Here is a 19,052-nt window from a genome sequence, read left to right as displayed (position 1 = left end):
ACGCGACAGTGTACAATTATGACGAAAGATTAGGGAGGAATGCACATGGTAGATACAGATCGTCAGAAAGCCTTAGACAAGGCTCTGAAAGATATTGAAAAGAACTTCGGTAAAGGCGCAATTATGCGTATGGGAGAAGATACTGACCGAGAAATTGACACAGTCCCAACGGGTTCCATTGCCTTGGATGTTGCCTTAGGTGTAGGCGGATATCCAAGAGGGCGCATTATTGAGTGTTACGGACCAGAATCATCTGGTAAGACAACCGTTGCCTTGCATGCGATTGCGGCGGTGCAAAAGCAAGGTGGGACAGCCGCTTTTATCGATGCTGAACATGCCTTAGACCCGGCTTATGCTAGAAATCTGGGTGTAAATATCGATGAATTACTTTTATCGCAACCAGATACGGGTGAACAAGGCTTGGAGATTGCCGATGCATTAGTTTCCTCAGGGGCGATTGATATTGTGGTCATTGACTCAGTGGCTGCGCTCGTGCCGCGTGCGGAAATCGAAGGGGAAATGGGGGATACCCACGTTGGCTTACAAGCCCGGTTAATGTCACAGGCCTTGCGGAAATTATCAGGCTCTGTCAATAAGACGAAGACAATTTGCTTCTTTATTAACCAAATTCGCGAGAAAATCGGCGTCATGTTTGGCAACCCTGAGACGACTCCTGGTGGACGTGCTTTGAAGTTCTATTCAACTATTCGGATGGAAGTTCGCCGCAATGAGCCGATTAAAGAGAACGGGGAGCTTATTGGGAACCGTACCCGCATTAAAATTGTAAAGAATAAAGTAGCACCGCCATTTAAAGAAACAATGGTGGACATCATTTACGGCCAAGGCATTAATCAAACGGGAGAACTGGTTGATATGGCCGCAGATATTGATGTGATTCATAAGGCGGGTTCTTGGTATTCCTATGGGGAAGAGCGCATTGGTCAAGGGCGCGAAAGTGCGAAAACTTTCCTCGAAGAAAATCCCGACATTTATGCAGAAGTTGAGCGGAAAGTACGAGCCCATTACGGCTTAGAGGCTTCCGATGAGACTGAAGTAAGGGATGAAGTCGAAGTCGCAGAAACAACTGAATTACCCTTAGACGAAGCGTAATAATCGGTATATTTTAAGCAATGGCTTGTATTTGGACTGAAAGGGTCTAAGTACAAGCCTTTTTGGGCTGAGGATGAACCACCCAGATTGATTGACTTCAGCTTGTAAAAAAAGTATGATAGAGGATGTAGTAATACATTATTTAATTTTTGAATGATAAAGTAACTACTCAATTAATTTAATAGATACGGAGGTGACTCTTATGGATTTTGGAACAATCGCCTTCGCTATCGTTACTTTAATAATTGGAATAATCGTCGGCTTTCTAGTAAAGAACTCGATCGACAAGAAGCAAATGAATGATGCGAATGCGAATGCAGAAGTGATTGTTGATGATGCGATTCGTCAAGCACAAACGCTTAAACGAGAAGCTTTATTTGAAGCCAAAGAAGAAAATTTACGCTATCGCAATGAGGTCGAAGAAGAGCTGAAAGAGCGTCGTAGCGAGATAACCCGTTCAGAAAATCGCTTAATACAGAAAGAAGCAAGTCTCGATCAGAAAAGTGCGACACTTGACCAAAGAGAGTTGAATATTGAAGCGAAGGAAGAGACGTATCTTCAAAAGCAAGCAGAACTTGTTGAGAAGGAAAAGGATATCGATACGCTCATTGAACAGCAGCAGAGTGAATTAGAGAAAGTGGCTGCTATGTCACGGGATGAGGCTCAGAATTTAATTTTAGCGCAAACCGAACAAGAATTAGAGCAAGATATTGCGATACGGGTTCGGGATGCTGAGCAGCAAATTAAAGATGAGTCTACGCGCACAGCTAAGGAAATTATCTTGCAGGCGATTCAACGCACTTCGACAGATATTGTTGCAGACAACTCGGTCAGCGTTGTTCATCTACCTAATGATGATATGAAAGGGCGCATTATTGGTCGAGAAGGCCGTAATATCAAATCTTTTGAGAGTTTAACAGGGATTGATTTAATTATTGATGATACCCCAGATACAGTGTTGCTAAGTGGTTTTGATCCAATTCGTAGAGAAATTGCTAAGATTGCCCTTGAGAAATTAATTCAAGACGGACGCATTCATCCTGGTCGCATTGAAGAAATGGTTGAAAGAGCACGCAAAGAAGTGGATGAACGGATTCGTGAAGTGGGTGAGGAAGCAACCTTTGAATTAGGCTTGCACCAAGTACATCCTGATTTAATTAAGATTATCGGTCGCTTAGCTTACCGAACTAGTTATGGTCAGAATGTGCTAAATCATAGTGTTGAAGTGGCGAAGTTGACCGGTTATCTCGCAGGAGAATTAGGCGAGGATGTTCAACTGGCTAAACGTGCAGGACTCTTTCACGATATTGGCAAGGCACTTGATCAGGAAGTTGAAGGAACGCATGTTGAGATTGGCGTGGAGATTGCGAAACGCTATAAAGAACCGGAAGTGGTTATCAATAGTATTGCGTCACACCACGGCGATACGCCACCAACTTCGAATATTGCAGTCTTAGTGGCTGTGGCAGATGCTTTATCTGCTTCTAGACCAGGCGCAAGAAGTGAGTCTCTGGAGAATTATGTTCGCCGACTTGAGCAATTAGAAGAGATTGCCAACGCTTACCAAGGAGTTGACCATAGCTACGCAATTCAAGCAGGACGAGAATTACGAGTGATTGTCAAGCCGAATGAAGTGAATGATGCGCAGTCAGCTAAATTAGCTTACGATATTAAATCTCAAGTCGAATCTGAAATGACCTATCCGGGTAACGTAAAAGTAACGGTAATACGCGAAATGCGAGCTATTGAGGTCGCTAAATAATCGTTAAATGAGCAAGTGGCGTGAGCTGCTTGTTCTTTTTTGGGAAATAATGATTGACGCTGGGGGCAGAATTTGCTATGATACTCATGTTGTATTTGTGCACCGCAAACTGCAACCGCACAGGTTGAAGCTTAAGTGTTTAATAAACCGCTCAACATGGCGAGTCTCGGTGTAGGGATTCTTTGAATTCCGAAATAATATTTAGGAGGTGCTGGTATGTACGCAATTATTCAAACCGGTGGTAAACAAGTTAAAGTTGAAGAAGGGCAAACAATTTACGTAGAGAAATTAGATGCTCAAGAAGGCGAAACGGTTACATTTGATCAAGTAGTCTTTGTTGGTGGCGAGAACACTAAAGTGGGTACACCTTTAGTTGAAGGTGCGACAGTTGAAGCGACAGTTGAAAAACAAGGTCGTGGCAAGAAAATCACAATCTACCGCTACCGTCGTCGTAAAGACTCTCATCGCAAACAAGGTCACCGTCAACCATATACACGTTTAACAATTAATTCAATCAACGCTTAATGATTGATATTAAGTTTACGCTGGATAAAGAAGGTTACGTAGAAACCCTAGAGATGACAGGTCACGCTGGATATGGCGAACATGGTTATGATATTGTGTGTGCCGCTGTATCAAGCCAGGTGATTTCCGTTGAGAACTCACTTCAGGCTTTGCTTGGTATTCCTGTCGAAACGGAAGTTAATGAAATCGAAGGAGGCTATCTGAAATTAAGGATGCCCAAATTAGAAGGGAAGCCCTTAGAAGCAGCGCACTTACTTATGCAGCACTTGCATCTAGCCTTTGATGTCATTAGTGAAAGTTATCCAGAATTTGTTCATGTCCAAGATAAACCCAGTACAAAATAATGGAGGTGCTGAATATGTTGAAATTAAACTTACAACTTTTCGCTACGAAAAAGGGTGGAGGTTCCACTCAAAACGGTCGTGATTCAATTGCTAAACGTCTAGGTGCTAAAGCAGCAGACGGTGAAATGATTCACGGTGGATCAATTATCTACCGCCAACGTGGTACGAAAATCCATGCTGGTAACAACGTTGGCCGTGGTGGCGACGATACTTTGTTTGCTTTATGTGATGGCGTTGTAAGATTTGAGCGCAAAGGTCGCAACAAGAAACAAGTAAGTGTTTACCCAGTTGCGCAAGAAGCATAATAATATTTGTATGAAGAGGGGTTTACTATATTTATAGTAGACCCCTCTCGTGCTTAGAAGGGGAACGGATGCTTAAGAAATTTTTGGCTTATTATCGTCCTTATTGGCGGTTATTTATGATTGATTTTGGCTGTGCGGTTTTAGTCGGTATTCTGGATTTATTCTTTCCGATTGCTGTCAATCGGGTTATTGACCAGGTTTTGCCGAGTGGAAATGTGCGAGCTATTTTGCTTTTCTCGATGCTATTACTTGCACTTTATTTATTTAGTACCGCAATGAATTATGTGGTGGTTGCCTTAGGGCATCGCTTGGGAATCAATATTGAAACGGATATGCGGCGGGAGCTTTTCGCCCACTATCAAAAGCAGTCTTATGCTTATTATGATAAACGTAAGACAGGTGAGTTGATGAGCCGGATTACTAGCGATTTGTTTGAAGTAAGTGAACTAGCCCATCATGGCCCTGAGGACATCTTTATCACAGTAATGACCTTGGTAGGGTCTTTCCTATTGATGGCCAATGTGCATGTGAAATTAGCCTTAATGACAGTTTCCTTAGTGCCAGTTCTAGGGCTTGCTTTAGCTTTCTTTAGCCGGCGAATGATTAAAGTCAATCAAGGCATTAACGAAAACTTAGCTTACTTTAATACCGGCATTCAAAATTCCATTAGTGGGATGCGCGTTGTGAAAGCTTTTGCGAATGAAGCCCATGAGCAGGAGAAATTTGAAGGCTATATTAATGGATATCGCAATGCCAAGATTGCATTTTACCAGTCGATGGCTCAAAGTAGTTCAGTGAATTACTTGATTATGCGCCTGATTAATCTTTTTGCCTTTTTGGCAGGGTCTTACTATACGATTCAAGGTCATCTGACTATTGGTGAATTGGTGGGCTACATTCTACTGTCGAATACCTTTGTTCGACCGATTGAGAAAATCAATACGATGCTGGAGATTTATCCTAAGGGCTATGCCGGTTTCTTGCGTTTCCAAGAGGAGCTTAGTCGGCAAGCAGAAATTGTCGACAAGCCCGATGCGATTGAAGCCCCTAACTTTGCAGGGCATATCCAATATGATCAGGTAAGCTTTGCCTATGAATCGGGCCAACCGGTGCTTGAGGACGTATCATTAGAAATTCAACCAGGGCAAACAGTGGCCTTTGTTGGTCCAAGTGGAGCCGGCAAGACAACGCTTGTTAATTTACTCCCGCGTTTCTATGAGCCAACTGCAGGGACCATTCGAATTGATGGTATTAATATTCAAGATATGACCCTGAGTTCCTTGCGCCAGCAAATCGGAATCGTCCAACAAGATGTCTTCTTATTTGATGGGACCATCCGTGAGAATGTATTATACGGTAATTTAAATGCTAGTGATGCGGAAGTTGAAGCAGCAATTCGTGCAGCTCGTTTGGAAGAAGTAATTGGCAACCTTCCCCATGGCTTAGATACACAAATTGGCGAACGTGGTGTCAGCCTTTCAGGTGGTCAGAAACAACGTCTATCCATTGCACGGATCTTCTTGAAAAACCCTACCATACTTATCTTAGACGAAGCGACAAGTGCCCTAGATTCAGCAACAGAGCGCTTTATCCAGCAATCGCTCGATGAATTGGCGGTTGGGCGGACGTCTTTAGTCATTGCCCACCGTTTGGCGACGGTTCGTCATGCAGATCGCATTATTGTGGTTACGCCAGAAGGTATAACTGAAGACGGGAATCATGAAGCGTTGATGGCACTGGATGGAACTTATGCAAGTTTATATCGCAGCCAATTTAGCAAATAACAAAAAACAAGTCTCTAGGTTTGTTCCTAGAGGCTTGTTTGCTTTAGTAGAGTTTACGCATTTACATATAGGGCTTGTACTAATTCATGGGCATATCTTTGAATACTGTATACGGAATTGATGTGATACAGGGCGCCGTGCGTTAACATGCCATGGGGGTGTAAATTCTCAAGGTCACCAAATCGAGGCGAGATGATGTGCTTATTTGGTACATGCATTGTGAGTCCTCCTGCATGATGCCGTTCAATATAAGCCTGATTAAGGGCTTGGGCAAGCAAATCCTTAGCGTCTAAATCGCGCATATGTAAATCGAGTCCGGTAGCATTAATGACCCAGTCCACTTCAGCTAACACCTTGCCACCATCTTGGATGATTTGGTAGATTTCGCTTGTCTCATCGTAGCGAAGATCAGTAACATCGGGCAGAATAAGCAGTTGTCCATCGTCTTCTCCTTGGATAATGGCCTGGGCAGAGGAGTCCGGTATGCCAGCTTTGATAAGCGAGAGGGCCTGGTCATAGGTATCTAGGAAACGATCCTGGTCTTGGATGGATAGGGTGTGCCAGTGGTGGTTTAGAATACGCGTCAGCTCCATGGCAATGGCTTCGAGATAACCATAGAAATCTCGTTGTTGAAGTGATGCACGCAAAGGCCCTGTGCCACTTTCAAGCACGTCTTGAATCGTCTCGTCGAAATCAATCGCAAAGCGTTGGCATTCTTGGCGAATCCAAGTGAGTAATTGGTCATAGGTTAAATGACCGTGATAATCTGTTAAATATGACTGGAAGGTGGCCTCAGTCAAATATTTAAAAGTAATCGCTTGAGGGGTCGGATTGATGATTGGAAATTGATTGCGCCTTGAGAAGATATGAATCAAGGATAATTCCCGGACTTCTTGTAAGTATTTAAGGACATCCAAAGCTGACAGACTGGTGCCAATAATAACTACACTAGTTTGGGAAGTGATCTCTTGGGGCAATTCCCTGAGAGGGTAAGGGTCATGCACATAGCCAGGCGTATCCTTTAATTCATAGAAATCCATCTTAGGCAAATCTCCCGTGCACAAATGGACGCGGTCATAATAGACTGGCTCAGCACTAGTTACTTGCACCCGCCACTGCTTCCTCTCGGGTAAATAGCATAAGCTTTCAACATGGGCAGCTATGCTTTTTGCTTTGAGTTGCTCGGTCATCGATTTAAGGCGTTCTTGTAAATATTCACCAAACCATTGTCTGGGCACATAAGCTGCTTGGGAATGATAATTCTCTTCAACCCATCGTTGGAAGTCCTCTTGATTTTCATAGTCAAAGCCAATTTCATTAGTGCGTGTATTTAACAGGGCATGTTCGGAATCTTTATTGAATGAGGGGCCACAGCCCATATTCTCTAAACTGTCATAGTAGTCAATGGATACATCAGGCAATTGACCAGCTTGTTGGAGTTTCCAATAGGCGGTCAAGGTAGCTGTCCCACTAATTCCCATGCCGATAATAGCGATCCGTTCGATAGCAATCAATCCTTTCAATGAATTCCTTTTCATTATACGCTAAAAAGTGCCACGAATGAACTAATATCGCTAGTGGGGTCTAAGCTAGCTGGCCATTTCAAGCCACCTCTAAATCTGACCAAGCAATAATGATGCCGACAAGATAGATTTTAAGCAGCTAGTAATTTCAAAGGCTAAGAAGAATCATTGTCTATTGCAAAGTTTTTTTGTAAATAACTTCTTTTGGCAAAATGCTTGAGGATTGATACAATAGAAGGTACGAAGTAAGAAAGATAAGGAGGATTTCCCTAGTGGCTAAAGCAAAGAAACAAACGCCCATGATGGAACAATATACGAGAATAAAAGCTGAATACTCTGATGCATTTCTATTCTACCGATTAGGGGATTTTTATGAGCTGTTCAATGAAGATGCGATTGAAGCATCCAAAATCTTGGAAATTACGCTCACTTCCCGGAATAAGAATGCAGACGACCCGGTGCCAATGTGTGGGGTGCCGTATCACTCAGCTACGGATTACATTAAACGCCTAATTGAAGCGGGGCATAAAGTTGCGATTTGTGAGCAGATGGAGGACCCTAAGACGACCAAGGGGATGGTCGATCGGCAAGTCGTACGCGTTATTACGCCAGGAACTATTAGCGAAGAAGAAGGCTTGGCCCTGAAAGATAATAATTACTTAGCGGCTATCCATTTAGATAAAGACTTGTACACTGTGGCTTTTATTGATGTATCAACCGGGGAGAGTCGCATCACCCACAGTGACGATTGGACGCAATTTGTCAATGAGCTTCAAGGTGTTGGCCCGACGGAAATTGTCTTTGACAGTGAGGCAGAAGCGCATCTGATTGATAAAGTAAAAAACGAAGTGACAGCTTACTTCTCCCCACATGTGAAAAGTCAAGCAGAAGCAAGTCCAATTCAATTCCAGTTAGAAGCGGCCCAAGGCAATGAAATAGCGTGTTTAGAACTATTGAGTAGTTATTTATATAGTGTGCAAAAGCAAGCCTTGGATTATTTGCAAGAAGTCGAACGTTATGAATTAAGTCAATATTTGCAGATGAATCAGTATGCTAAGCATCAACTTGAATTGACCCGATCCTTAAGAACGCAACGTCGCCAAGGAAGTTTGTTATGGTTTATCGACCGTACAGAAACAGCTATGGGTGGCCGATTGTTAAAGCAGTGGCTAGATAAACCGCTGTTAAATCAGAGGGCCCTTGAAGTGCGCCATAACCGAGTGGAGCAATTGCTGAATCATTATTTCGAACGGGTGGAATTAGTAGAGCAGCTGAAGCATATTTATGACTTGGAGCGCTTGGTGTCTAAGATTAGTACAGGCTCAGCCAATGCCAGAGATATAGATCAATTACGTCGCTCCTTGACGTATATTCCGCGTATCAATCAAATTCTGGTGGCATTGAATACCTCTATCGGTGACGTAGTGTTTCCACAATTGAATGAATTTAGCGAGGTATACGATAAAATCGATCAAGTCTTGCAGGAAGACTTACCGATTTCCATTACGGAAGGCAACTTGATCAAAGCCGGCTACCATCAGCAATTAGATACCTACCGTGACGCTTTGGAGAATGGCCAGCAATGGCTGGCCGATTTACAAGCTAGAGAACGTGAAGCAACGGGCTTAAATAAGCTGAAAGTTGGTTATAACAAGGTCTTTGGCTATTATATCGAAGTGAGTCGTTTGTATTCGGATCAGTTGGATTCAGAACGTTATCACCGTAAGCAAACCTTAACCAATGCGGAACGTTTCATTACTGATGAACTGAAGGAAATTGAACGGACGATTTTGGATGCGCAGGAGAAATCAGTGAACTTGGAGTATGACTTGTTCATCGAATTGCGTGAATTCATTAAAGACTATACTGAAGCACTGCAAAACCTGACTCGGGAAATCGCGACTTTAGATGTCCTGGCGTCTTTTGCTTCCTTGAGTGAAGATGAGAATTATGTCCGAGCTGAATTGGTTGAGACTGCCAAAGACTTGACGCTCGTAGATAGCCGGCATCCTGTGGTTGAGCATCTTGTGGGCCAAGAAGCATTTGTGCCGAATGATGTACAAATCCAGCCTGATAAGTATTTGCTGTTACTGACAGGGCCGAATATGTCTGGTAAGAGTACTTACATGCGTCAAGTCGCCTTTTGTCTCATTATGAATCAAATCGGTTGCTTTGTGCCAGCCAAAGAGGCGAGTTTGCCTTTGATTGACCAAATCTTTACGCGCATTGGTAGTTCGGATGATATTTCAAGTGGTCAAAGTACTTTTATGGTTGAGATGATGGAGACGAATATTGCCTTAGAGCAGGCCACACCGCGAAGTTTATTGCTTTTCGATGAGATTGGTCGAGGTACCGCCACTTATGATGGGATGGCCCTGGCAGAAGGGATATTACATTACATTAGCGAGCATGTGCAAGCTGCGACGATCTTTTCTACCCATTACCATGAATTGACTGATTTAGAAGCAAGCATTCCTGAGTTACGGAATATTCATGTAGGAGCGACCGAAGAGGCCGGCGAATTGATTTTCCATCACAAAATACTACCCGGTCCAGCCGATAAAAGTTACGGGATTCACGTCGCTAAATTAGCAGGACTACCGCCGGAAGTGATTCAACGCTCGCAAGTTGCCTTAAATAAATTGGAAGCTAGGGCGAAGAAAATCAAGCAAACGGATACCCAGCAATTGAGTCTTTTCGATGTGAGCCCAGAGGAGCCCGTGGCAGACGTAGCTTGGGAGCGTATTGCAGAAGCGATTGAAGCCTTGGATATTAACCATATGACACCCTTAGAAGCAATGCAAAATTTAGCCAAGCTACAAGAAGATGTAGCTACTTATAGAAAGGAGGATTAGTATGGGGCAAATACGCATTATGCCAGAAGCACTGGCTAATCAAATTGCAGCCGGGGAAGTTGTGGAACGTCCGGCTTCTGTTGTAAAGGAATTGGTTGAGAATGCGATTGATGCGGGCAGTCAGATGATCCAAGTGGAACTTAAAGAAGCAGGCATTCAAGCCATTCGGGTGACCGATGACGGCTTAGGGATGAGTGAGGAAGATTTACAGATGGCCTTTCAACCCCATGCTACAAGTAAAATTTACGATGTGCATGACTTGTTTAATATACATACCTTAGGCTTCCGCGGTGAGGCCTTAGCGAGTATTGGTTCGGTGGCGAAAGTGACCTTGACTTCTAAACGATCAGCAGACGAGACGAGTCATTATATTGTTGTGGAAGGTTCTACCATTACCGATCAAGGTAAGGCGGCTGCCAGGCCAGGCACATCCATTCTCGTTGAGAGCTTATTTTATAATACCCCTGCCCGGTTGAAACATTTGAAGTCCTTGCGGACGGAACTGCGTCATAGCATTCAATTCGTCCAGAATATTGCCCTAGGCTATCCCCACATTCGCTTTATCCTCAAAAACGATGGCGAGACGATTTTCCAAACGGCTGGCCGGGGTGACCTGCGCCAAGCTATTGCCAATGTCTATCAACCAGCGATTGCTCGGGATTTGTTGGCTATCCAAGGGGAAGATAATGACTTCCGCATAGAAGGCTTTATCTCTCCTGCCACGCTAACGCGGACAAGTAAACAATATATCCATCTAATGATTAACCATCGGCCGGTAAGGCATTATGGCTTAAATGAAACACTGATTCGCGCCTATGGCCGGCAATTGATGACCGGACGGTATCCGATTGCTGTCATTGATATTAACTTGGATGCGAGACTCCTAGATGTCAATGTGCATCCCACTAAGCAGACGGTCCGACTGAGTAAAGAAGAAGAGTTAGCTGACTTAATTAAGCAGGCCGTTATTGACGCTTTAGAGGTAAGCAATCCTGTACCTAGCGTGGAAGTTGAAGACGTCTCTGGACCACGCTTTGACTTGCAAGCAGAGCCTCTCTATGAACAAGCCAGTCTGCCCTTAACAGCTAAAGCCAGTGAGCCGGAGATAGGTCAAAGCCAAAGGTATGAAGCCTTTGAGCAAGATCCTCTACCTACGCAACCGGCTTATATTGAAGAGCATACAAACGCCTTCCAAAAGGAGAAACCGGATACTATTGAGCTTGCAGCAGAGCCTACTATGAGCCAGGATCCCTTAGCACAGGAAGTATCACAACCAGTGCTTGAGACAGAACAAGAGCAAAAGCTGGCCTTTTCGGATTTAAGGTATGTCGGGCAAATTCATGGCACCTATTTAGTCGCTGAAGGGGAGCGTGGTTTTTACTTAATTGATCAACATGCTGCCCAGGAGCGGATTCGTTATGAACAATTTATGAAAGAAACGCCAGAGATTCAGCAGCAGCAGTTACTGATGCCGATGCTATTTAATTTTACGGCAGATGAAATGCTGCAAATTGAAGAACGAACTGAAGCTCTGCACGCTTTAGGTGTCTATTTGGAAGTCTTTGGGCCAACGACGATGCAAATGGAAAGCTATCCCAATTGGATTGAAGCGGCTGAAGTAGAGGGTGTCGTCCGAGACTTGGTGGAAATGGTTGTTGAAAAGCCGAATTTAACGGTGAGTGAGTACCAGGAAGCAGCGATTATTATGCAAAGTTGTCGTGGAGCCATTAAGGCCAATCACCGACTAAGCAATGAAGAGGCTATTGATTTAATTCAAGCGATGGATGGCTTGGACGATCCGTATCATTGCCCGCATGGGCGTCCCGTTTTTGTGGAATTTACAAGCAATACGCTAGAGAAGCTATTTAAGCGTATTCAAGATCCGCATGCTAGCCATGCGCGAAGTTATTAATCGAGCCAATGACTACCCGATGATGCTTGCTTTTGATATACTAAACTAAAGTATTGTGATGCATGGAGCGAATCACTATGTTTCATTGCTTACCGGGCTTTGTACAAGTGAGTGAAGCAAGGGCCTGGATATGGAAAGAGTATGAGAAAAGGATGGTGCCAGATGGCTAAGGAAGAATATAAAGACGTTATTCGCAACCTATCTGAAACGTCATATCAAGTCACTCAGGAAGATGCAACTGAGCGTGCTTTTACGGGGGAATATGATGATTTTTATGAGAAAGGGATTTATGTCGATATTGTAAGCGGGGAGCCTTTGTTCTCTAGTGCGACGAAGTATGATGCGGGCTGTGGATGGCCTTCTTTCACGCAACCGATTCATCAGGAGAATATTGTTGAGAAAGAGGACCGCAGTTTCGGCATGGTTCGTACGGAGGTACGCAGTGACGCTGCTGACTCACATTTAGGCCATGTCTTCCCAGATGGACCCCGTGAAGCCGGTGGCTTACGTTATTGCATTAATTCAGCGGCCTTGAAATTTATCCCTTTTGAAGAAATGGATGAAGCAGGCTATGGTGCTTATAAATCGTTGGTGGAGTAAGCTTCATGTATGAATTTATTGAAGGAACATTAGAAACACTCGAGCCGACGTATCTTGTCCTTAATGCCAGTGGTATTGGCTTTCGCATCTTTGTCGCGAATCCTTACCGCTGGCAGGACTTTGTCAGGGAGTCGGTTCGCGTTTATGTTGAATTAGTGACCCGAGAAGATAGCCAATTGCTCTATGGCTTCAAAGATCAAAAGGAATTACAACTCTTTCAAACCTTGAATAAAGTTTCAGGAATTGGCCCAAAGAGTGCCTTAGCGATTCTTGCGATCGATGATCATGACGGGCTTATTCAGGCGGTCCATTCGAGTGATAGTAAGTATCTTATGAAATTTCCCGGTGTCGGCAAAAAGACGGCCCAACAGATGATCCTAGATTTAGAAGGGAAATTGGATGGTTTCGCAGTCCATACTTCTGCTGGGAAAGAAGATGCAGCGATGCACGATCAGCAGCAGTTAGATGAAATCTTAGAAGCTTTATCAGGCCTGGGCTATACGCAGCGTGAAATTAAACGCGTTGCACCGCTTTTGGAGAAGGAAAGCTTTGCTACAACGCAAGAAGGTTTAAGTTTCGCATTTAAACAGTTAATTAAGTAGGAGGGTGTCAGATGGGAAGAGAGCTGTCTGGAGAAGCTTTTGCTGAGGAACGCGACGATTTGGAACTCTTGAGTTTGCGTCCGCGCTATTTAAATGAATACATTGGCCAAGGTCCGTTAAAAGAAGAATTGGCTATTTATATCGAGGCGGCAAAGTTGCGTAAAGAAGCTTTAGACCATGTCTTACTATACGGCCCACCAGGCTTAGGGAAGACCACCTTGGCTTTGTTAATTGCCAATGAACTCGCTGTAAATATTCATACAACGAGTGGCCCAGCGATTGAGCGTCCGGGGGACTTGTTGGCTTTGTTAAATGAGTTAGAGCCAGGGGATATTCTATTTATTGATGAGATTCATCGTTTGCCGCGGGTCATTGAAGAAGTTCTTTACTCCGCTATGGAAGACTATTATGTGGATATTATTATTGGCCAAGGTGAGACGAGTCAGCCCATTCATTTCGAATTACCACCCTTTACCTTAATTGGGGCGACTACCCGGGCCGGCAGTTTGAGTCAGCCACTGCGCGATCGCTTCGGTATTGTTTTACATATGCAGTATTATGAGCCGGAAGATTTGAAGTTAATCATTGAACGGAGTGCCCGAATTTTTGCCATTGAGATTGATGGGGAAGCAGCTAGTGAGATTGCCTTGCGAAGTCGCGGAACGCCAAGGATTGCTAACCGGCTCTTGCGCCGGGTGCGGGATTTTGCACAAGTGAAAGCTAGTGGTCATATTAGTCGGGCATTGGCCGATCAGGCTTTGACCATGTTAGGGATTGATCACTACGGCTTAGATCACACCGATCGCACCATACTGCAGACAATGTATGAGATGTACCAAGGAGGACCGGTTGGCTTAAATGCCTTAGCCGTGAATATTAGTGAGGATGTGGAGACGGTTTCGGATATGTATGAACCTTACCTTATTCAGACCGGTTTTATGAAACGAACGCAAAGAGGGCGTGTATTGACGCCTTTAGCTTATGAGCATTTAGGAATTGAACAGAATGGAAAGAGTTAAGATGACCTATACGACACAAGATTTTAATTATGAGTTACCAGATGATTTAATTGCCCAAACACCGCTAGCTGACCGGAGTGCTTCTCGCCTAATGGTCATCGACCGTGAGACGGATAAGATTAAAGATACAGACTTTAAGCATATCTTGGATTACTTGGAAGCTGGCGATGGCCTGGTAGTTAATCATAGCCGCGTTATCCCGGCTCGAATTTTCGGCGTAAAGCCTGATACTGGGGGACATTTAGAGATTTTGTTGCTCCATAATACTCAAGGGAATCGCTGGGAGACGCTAGTTAAACCAGCTAAACGAGCCAAGGTAGGTACGAAGATTTCCTTTGGCGACGGTGAACTGACAGCAGAAGTCGTAGAATCCTTAGAACATGGTGGACGTATTATTGAGTTTTATTATGAAGGGGTCTTTCTGGAACATTTAGAGAAATTAGGCCAGATGCCTCTCCCACCATATATTAAAGAGCGCCTAGAAGATCCGGACCGCTATCAAACTGTTTACGCGAAAGAGAATGGTTCGGCGGCAGCTCCAACAGCAGGCTTGCACTTTACCGAAGAGCTTCTTCAAGCGGCCAAAGCTAAAGGCGTGGAGTTGATTCCTTTAACCTTGCACGTGGGGCTGGGAACATTTCGGCCAGTTTCGGTGGACCGGATTGAAGACCATGATATGCATGCCGAATTTTATCACTTGAGTGCGGAAAGCGCTGAGCGTATTAACCGCATCAAGGCCAATGGTGGCAAAATAACAGCCGTAGGTACGACGAGTGTACGTACACTTGAGACGATTGCCCAAGAAAATCATGGGGAAGTGCTTCCCCAATCAGGCTGGACCAAGATATTCATCACACCGGGTTTTGAATATCAAGTTGTTGACCACTTGATTACCAATTTCCACCTGCCACAATCTACTTTGATGATGCTGGTCAGTGCCTTTTATGACCGGAACCACGTGTTAGCAGCCTACGCTCATGCCGTGGAAAAGCGGTATCGTTTCTTTAGTTTTGGTGACGCCATGCTTCTTCTCTAAATATGAAATACCATATAAGGTTCAAATATCCGATTTCGTTCACACTGTTTTCGTAAGGGATACTCTGGACGTGCTCGGGTATTTTTGGATAGAATGGCATTAAATGATTGACCAAATTCAAGTGCTTAAGTAATGTCACAAGCATGCATTGGCTTGTGGGGTCTTAGGAGGTGAGTGTATGTATTTAAATGTTCAAAGTGTGTATACCTTTCTTTCGAGTACTTTAGAAATTGAAGCGTATGTCGCCAAGGCGGCTGAGCTGGGATATTCAAGGCTTGGGTTAGCGGATAAGCAAGTGATGCATGGGGCTTATGCTTTCTATGAGCAAGCGCAAAAGCATGGTGTAAAGCCGATGATTGGCTTACATATTACCATGCCGGGTTTACTCGACCAAAGCCAGACTTTCTCTTTCTTGCTTTATGCAACCGATTACACAGGCTATCAGGCCTTGATGGTGATTTCCAAATTACTGAGTCAAGAGTCGATGGAAACCCGTAAGATTTGGGAAGTAATCCAGCGAAACGGTACGTCTTTAATATGGATTAGCCTCGGGCGAACGAGTGAATTGGAACAAGCACTAATTTATGAGCGGACAGATGTAGCTCAGCGTTTCTATCAGCACCTGCAAGACCTTGTCCCTAAGGAGCATATTTATATCGGTATTCAAGCTTCGCCTTATAATGCACTCGAAGTTGAGACGGTCTTGCATTTCGCGGAGCGTCAGGGCATTCAAGCGGTTATCGCTCAACCGGTGAATATGCTTGAGACCGATGATGCCCGGGCTTTAGAGGTTCTGGAAGCCATTCGGGAGAATGAGACAATCTCCTTGGATACTGTTCAATATAAGGGTGAATCTTACCTTTATGCCCCTGAGGAGTTGCAGGCTTTATATGAACGGCATCAATTGGGAGATTTGTGGCATAATACGCAAGACTTGATTGCCCAAATTAATCTAGAATTTCCTGAAGAACAGCAATATTTACCGAAGTTCCAAAGTCCCAAAGGGGAAGATTCTGATGCCTACCTTAAGCGGCTTACCCAAGAGCGTCTTCAAGCAATCGGGCGAGCGACGGAGGCTCCTTATATTGAGCGGTTAGAGCATGAACTTCATACGATCGCCACCATGGGCTTTAGTGATTACTTCCTAATTGTGTGGGATATTATCGCCTATGCCCGAGCATCGGGGATTCGCGTAGGACCGGGTCGTGGTTCGGCGGCAGGCTCCTTGGTGAGTTATCTTCTGCAAATTACCCTGGTAGATCCGTTAGAATATGACTTGCTGTTTGAGCGCTTCTTGAATCCGGAACGTTACACGATGCCGGATATAGATATTGATATTCCCGATGACCGCCGGGACCAGGTCATTCAATATGTCGAGCAGAAATACGGCCATCAACAAGTCGCACAAATTGCGACCTTTGGAACCTTCGGCGCCAAGGCTTCCGTCCGGGATACCTTGCGGGTGTTAGATGCACCCAAAGAAAGGATGCAGCAGTGGTCCCGAGCGATTCCCACGGATCAAAACCAGGCCATGACTTTGCAAAGGGCTTATCAGGAGTCAGCTGATTTACGCCGGCTTGTAGTTGAACAGCCGGAGAATCGGACGACATATGCTATTGCTCAGACGATTGAGGGCTTGCCTCGTCATACGTCGACCCATGCGGCTGCTGTTGTAATTCACGATGAACCGCTTGAACGGATTATCCCAGTAACCGAGCGTCCTCAAGCCGGCCTCATGACCCAATTCTCCATGTATGATGTGGAGGCTATCGGTTTGTTGAAGATGGATTTTCTAGGCTTGAAGAATTTGTCTATTCTTGACCGGATTTTACGAAATATTCAAAGGCGCCAAGGTGAAGTCTTGGACATTAATCAAATTCCGATGGATGATGCACAAACTTTAGGGCTATTTCGTTCAGGTGACACTAATGGGGTCTTTCAATTTGAATCAGAAGGAATTCAGAATGTTCTCAAGCAATTGAAACCGACAAGTTTCGAAGATATTGTAGCGGTTAATGCCTTGTATCGACCAGGACCTATGCAGCAAATTCAACATTTTATCCGCCGTAAGCATGGTCAGGAAGCCATTGAATATATCCACCCCGATTTAGAGCCAATCTTGAAGAATACTTATGGCATTATTGTCTACCAAGAGCAAGTGATGCAAATTCTAGTGCGAATGGGTGGCTTTACCATGGGCGAAGCGGACATGTTGCGCCGGGCGATGAGCAAGAAGCAAGCGGATGTAATGGCGCAAGAACGCAGCCACTTTATCCAAGGAGCTACTGAGCGAGGCTATGAAGCACAAATTGCTAAGGAAGTCTATGATTATATTTACGCTTTCAGCAATTATGGCTTTAACCGAGCCCATGCAGTCGTCTATTCGACTTTGGCTTACCAGCTAGCTTATTTGAAAGCCCATTATCCCCTTGAGTTTTACCAGGCGGTGATTGCCAGTGGCCGTTCGATTCATACAAGCTTATTAACCTATCTCCGGGAAGCGCGCAAGCGCTTAGGTAGAATACTGCCCATTGATGTTAATCGAAGTTTATTGAGCTTGTCGATTGATGGCACAGCGCTTCGTCTAGGCTTTGAGCAAGTGAAAGGGGTTCGGCGCGATTTAGCTAAGCATATTGTAGATGACCGCAATTTGCTGGGGCCTTACCAAGATTTTCAAAGCTTTTTAAGGCGCTTGCCAGATAAATATCGTGAGCAAGAGCTTCTAGAGAGTCTAATTGAAGTGGGGGCTTTTGATAGCTTTGGCTATAATCGAGCGACCTTAAGTTACAATTTGCCTAACTTACTGCAAAGTCTCACCTTTAGTGGGCAAAGCATGAGTTTATTTGAAGAATTGGAACCACGGATTGAATTGCAAGCCGAGTGGCCTTTACACCTACTCTATGAGAAAGAGCGTGAGCACTTAGGCTTCTCCTCTGCCGGTCACCCTTTGGATGCCTATGAAGCAATTATTGCCAGCCAAAAAGCCTTATATTCGGTGGACCAACTCAATCAACTCAAAAATGGCAGTAAAGTCCAAGTGATTGGTTTAGTTGAGGATGTGCGGCGGATAACAACGAAGCGTCAAGAACCGATGGCCTTTATGCAACTTAGCAGTGAATTGGCCCACATTTCCGCCGTTATCTTCCCCAATACGTATCAACGCGTTCACAAGCTTTTAAAAGACCAAGAAATTGTGCACGTTCGTGGTAAGTTAGGGAAGAGTCAAAGAGGGGAGCGTCAACTGGTCGTCGAGCAGATGGAGCGGGCCCAAACACTGTTAGAAGGGCTAGGCCAGCCAGCGAATCAAGCACCTAATAATACGTCAAATGTTCGTTGCTTTATCCGCGTCCAGTCGATTGAACAAGCTCAAGTACAAGTGAATGCTATTAAGCAATTGGCCCTTGATAATCCAGGACCAGCTCAAATTATTCTTGTCGATGCCCAAAGGCAGAGTTTCTTATTAGATAAGCCTTATTTAATTAGTTACAGCCGCCGTGTCCAGCAGGAAGTTAAGCAAATCTTCGGCGAGGAGAATGTTATCTTCCAGTAGGACAGTTGCTCGTAGACAGTCAGTATTATTAAATCAGTGAAGTCCCTTTGCCAAGTGGTAAGGGACCTTTTGTTTAAGTGCTAGTAGATGAAATATTTGGCTAGAACGCACATAAAACGATTTCA

General features: G+C 44.4%; 14 protein-coding genes and 1 other annotated feature. Of the genes, 13 read left to right on the top strand and 1 reads right to left on the bottom strand.

What is annotated here, in order from left to right:
• The first annotated feature begins 45 nt into the window (after positions 1-45).
• The 6 genes from recA to CL176_RS07620 all read left to right on the top strand — a co-directional run bounded on the left by recA (position 46) and on the right by CL176_RS07620 (position 5,830).
• Positions 46-1,110 carry a recombinase RecA gene (gene recA, locus CL176_RS07645; protein WP_118990772.1) on the top strand — a complete coding sequence of 355 codons (1,065 nt, stop codon included), beginning with the start codon at positions 46-48 and terminating at the stop codon, positions 1,108-1,110.
• A 202-nt stretch (positions 1,111-1,312) separates the two neighbouring features.
• On the top strand, positions 1,313-2,872 hold the full coding sequence (rny, locus tag CL176_RS07640; RefSeq protein WP_118990771.1) for a ribonuclease Y: 1,560 nt from the start codon (positions 1,313-1,315) through the stop codon (positions 2,870-2,872).
• Between the two features lie 103 nt (positions 2,873-2,975).
• Positions 2,976-3,049: a sequence feature (ribosomal protein L21 leader region), on the top strand.
• A 39-nt stretch (positions 3,050-3,088) separates the two neighbouring features.
• Positions 3,089-3,397, top strand: a complete 309-nt coding sequence (gene rplU / locus CL176_RS07635; protein WP_118990770.1) for a 50S ribosomal protein L21 — start codon at positions 3,089-3,091, stop codon at positions 3,395-3,397.
• Positions 3,397-3,741: a ribosomal-processing cysteine protease Prp gene (locus CL176_RS07630; RefSeq protein WP_118990769.1), complete on the top strand. Its 345-nt coding sequence runs from the start codon at positions 3,397-3,399 to the stop codon at positions 3,739-3,741. Before rplU ends, CL176_RS07630 begins: the two co-directional genes overlap by 1 nt.
• Positions 3,742-3,755: 14 nt before the next feature.
• Positions 3,756-4,046: a 50S ribosomal protein L27 gene (gene rpmA / locus CL176_RS07625; protein WP_118990768.1), complete on the top strand. Its 291-nt coding sequence runs from the start codon at positions 3,756-3,758 to the stop codon at positions 4,044-4,046.
• Positions 4,047-4,114: 68 nt separating this feature from the next.
• Positions 4,115-5,830 carry an ABC transporter ATP-binding protein gene (locus CL176_RS07620; protein ID WP_118990767.1) on the top strand — a complete coding sequence of 572 codons (1,716 nt, stop codon included), beginning with the start codon at positions 4,115-4,117 and terminating at the stop codon, positions 5,828-5,830.
• A gap of 53 nt (positions 5,831-5,883) precedes the next feature.
• Here the strand turns inward: CL176_RS07620 and CL176_RS07615 are convergent, their stop codons facing one another.
• On the bottom strand, positions 5,884-7,353 hold the full coding sequence (locus CL176_RS07615) for an FAD/NAD(P)-binding protein (RefSeq protein WP_162890892.1): 1,470 nt from the start codon (positions 7,351-7,353) through the stop codon (positions 5,884-5,886).
• A 272-nt stretch (positions 7,354-7,625) separates the two neighbouring features.
• On the opposite strand from CL176_RS07615, the gene mutS reads away from it, so the two are divergent.
• The 7 genes from mutS to dnaE all read left to right on the top strand — a co-directional run bounded on the left by mutS (position 7,626) and on the right by dnaE (position 18,927).
• Positions 7,626-10,208 carry a DNA mismatch repair protein MutS gene (gene mutS, locus CL176_RS07610; RefSeq protein ID WP_420824181.1) on the top strand — a complete coding sequence of 861 codons (2,583 nt, stop codon included), beginning with the start codon at positions 7,626-7,628 and terminating at the stop codon, positions 10,206-10,208.
• A gap of 1 nt (position 10,209) precedes the next feature.
• Entirely contained in the window at positions 10,210-12,120 is a 1,911-nt protein-coding gene (mutL, locus tag CL176_RS07605) for a DNA mismatch repair endonuclease MutL (RefSeq protein ID WP_118990765.1), read from the top strand.
• 162 nt (positions 12,121-12,282) lie between these two features.
• Entirely contained in the window at positions 12,283-12,720 is a 438-nt protein-coding gene (gene msrB / locus CL176_RS07600; RefSeq protein ID WP_118990764.1) for a peptide-methionine (R)-S-oxide reductase MsrB, read from the top strand.
• A 5-nt stretch (positions 12,721-12,725) separates the two neighbouring features.
• On the top strand, positions 12,726-13,322 hold the full coding sequence (gene ruvA / locus CL176_RS07595) for a Holliday junction branch migration protein RuvA (protein ID WP_118990763.1): 597 nt from the start codon (positions 12,726-12,728) through the stop codon (positions 13,320-13,322).
• Positions 13,323-13,333: 11 nt separating this feature from the next.
• Complete coding sequence (gene ruvB, locus CL176_RS07590) at positions 13,334-14,341, top strand: Holliday junction branch migration DNA helicase RuvB (protein ID WP_118990762.1); 1,008 nt, start codon at positions 13,334-13,336, stop codon at positions 14,339-14,341.
• Position 14,342: 1 nt separating this feature from the next.
• Entirely contained in the window at positions 14,343-15,377 is a 1,035-nt protein-coding gene (gene queA / locus CL176_RS07585) for a tRNA preQ1(34) S-adenosylmethionine ribosyltransferase-isomerase QueA (protein ID WP_118991593.1), read from the top strand.
• A gap of 178 nt (positions 15,378-15,555) precedes the next feature.
• Complete coding sequence (gene dnaE, locus CL176_RS07580; RefSeq protein ID WP_118990761.1) at positions 15,556-18,927, top strand: DNA polymerase III subunit alpha; 3,372 nt, start codon at positions 15,556-15,558, stop codon at positions 18,925-18,927.
• Positions 18,928-19,052: the final 125 nt, after the last annotated feature.

It is taken from the genome of Suicoccus acidiformans, from assembly GCF_003546865.1.
Classification (GTDB): Bacteria; Bacillota; Bacilli; order Lactobacillales; family Aerococcaceae; genus Suicoccus; species Suicoccus acidiformans.
Note: the sequence above shows the minus strand (reverse complement) of the source record. Positions and strands in the feature narration are given on the sequence as shown.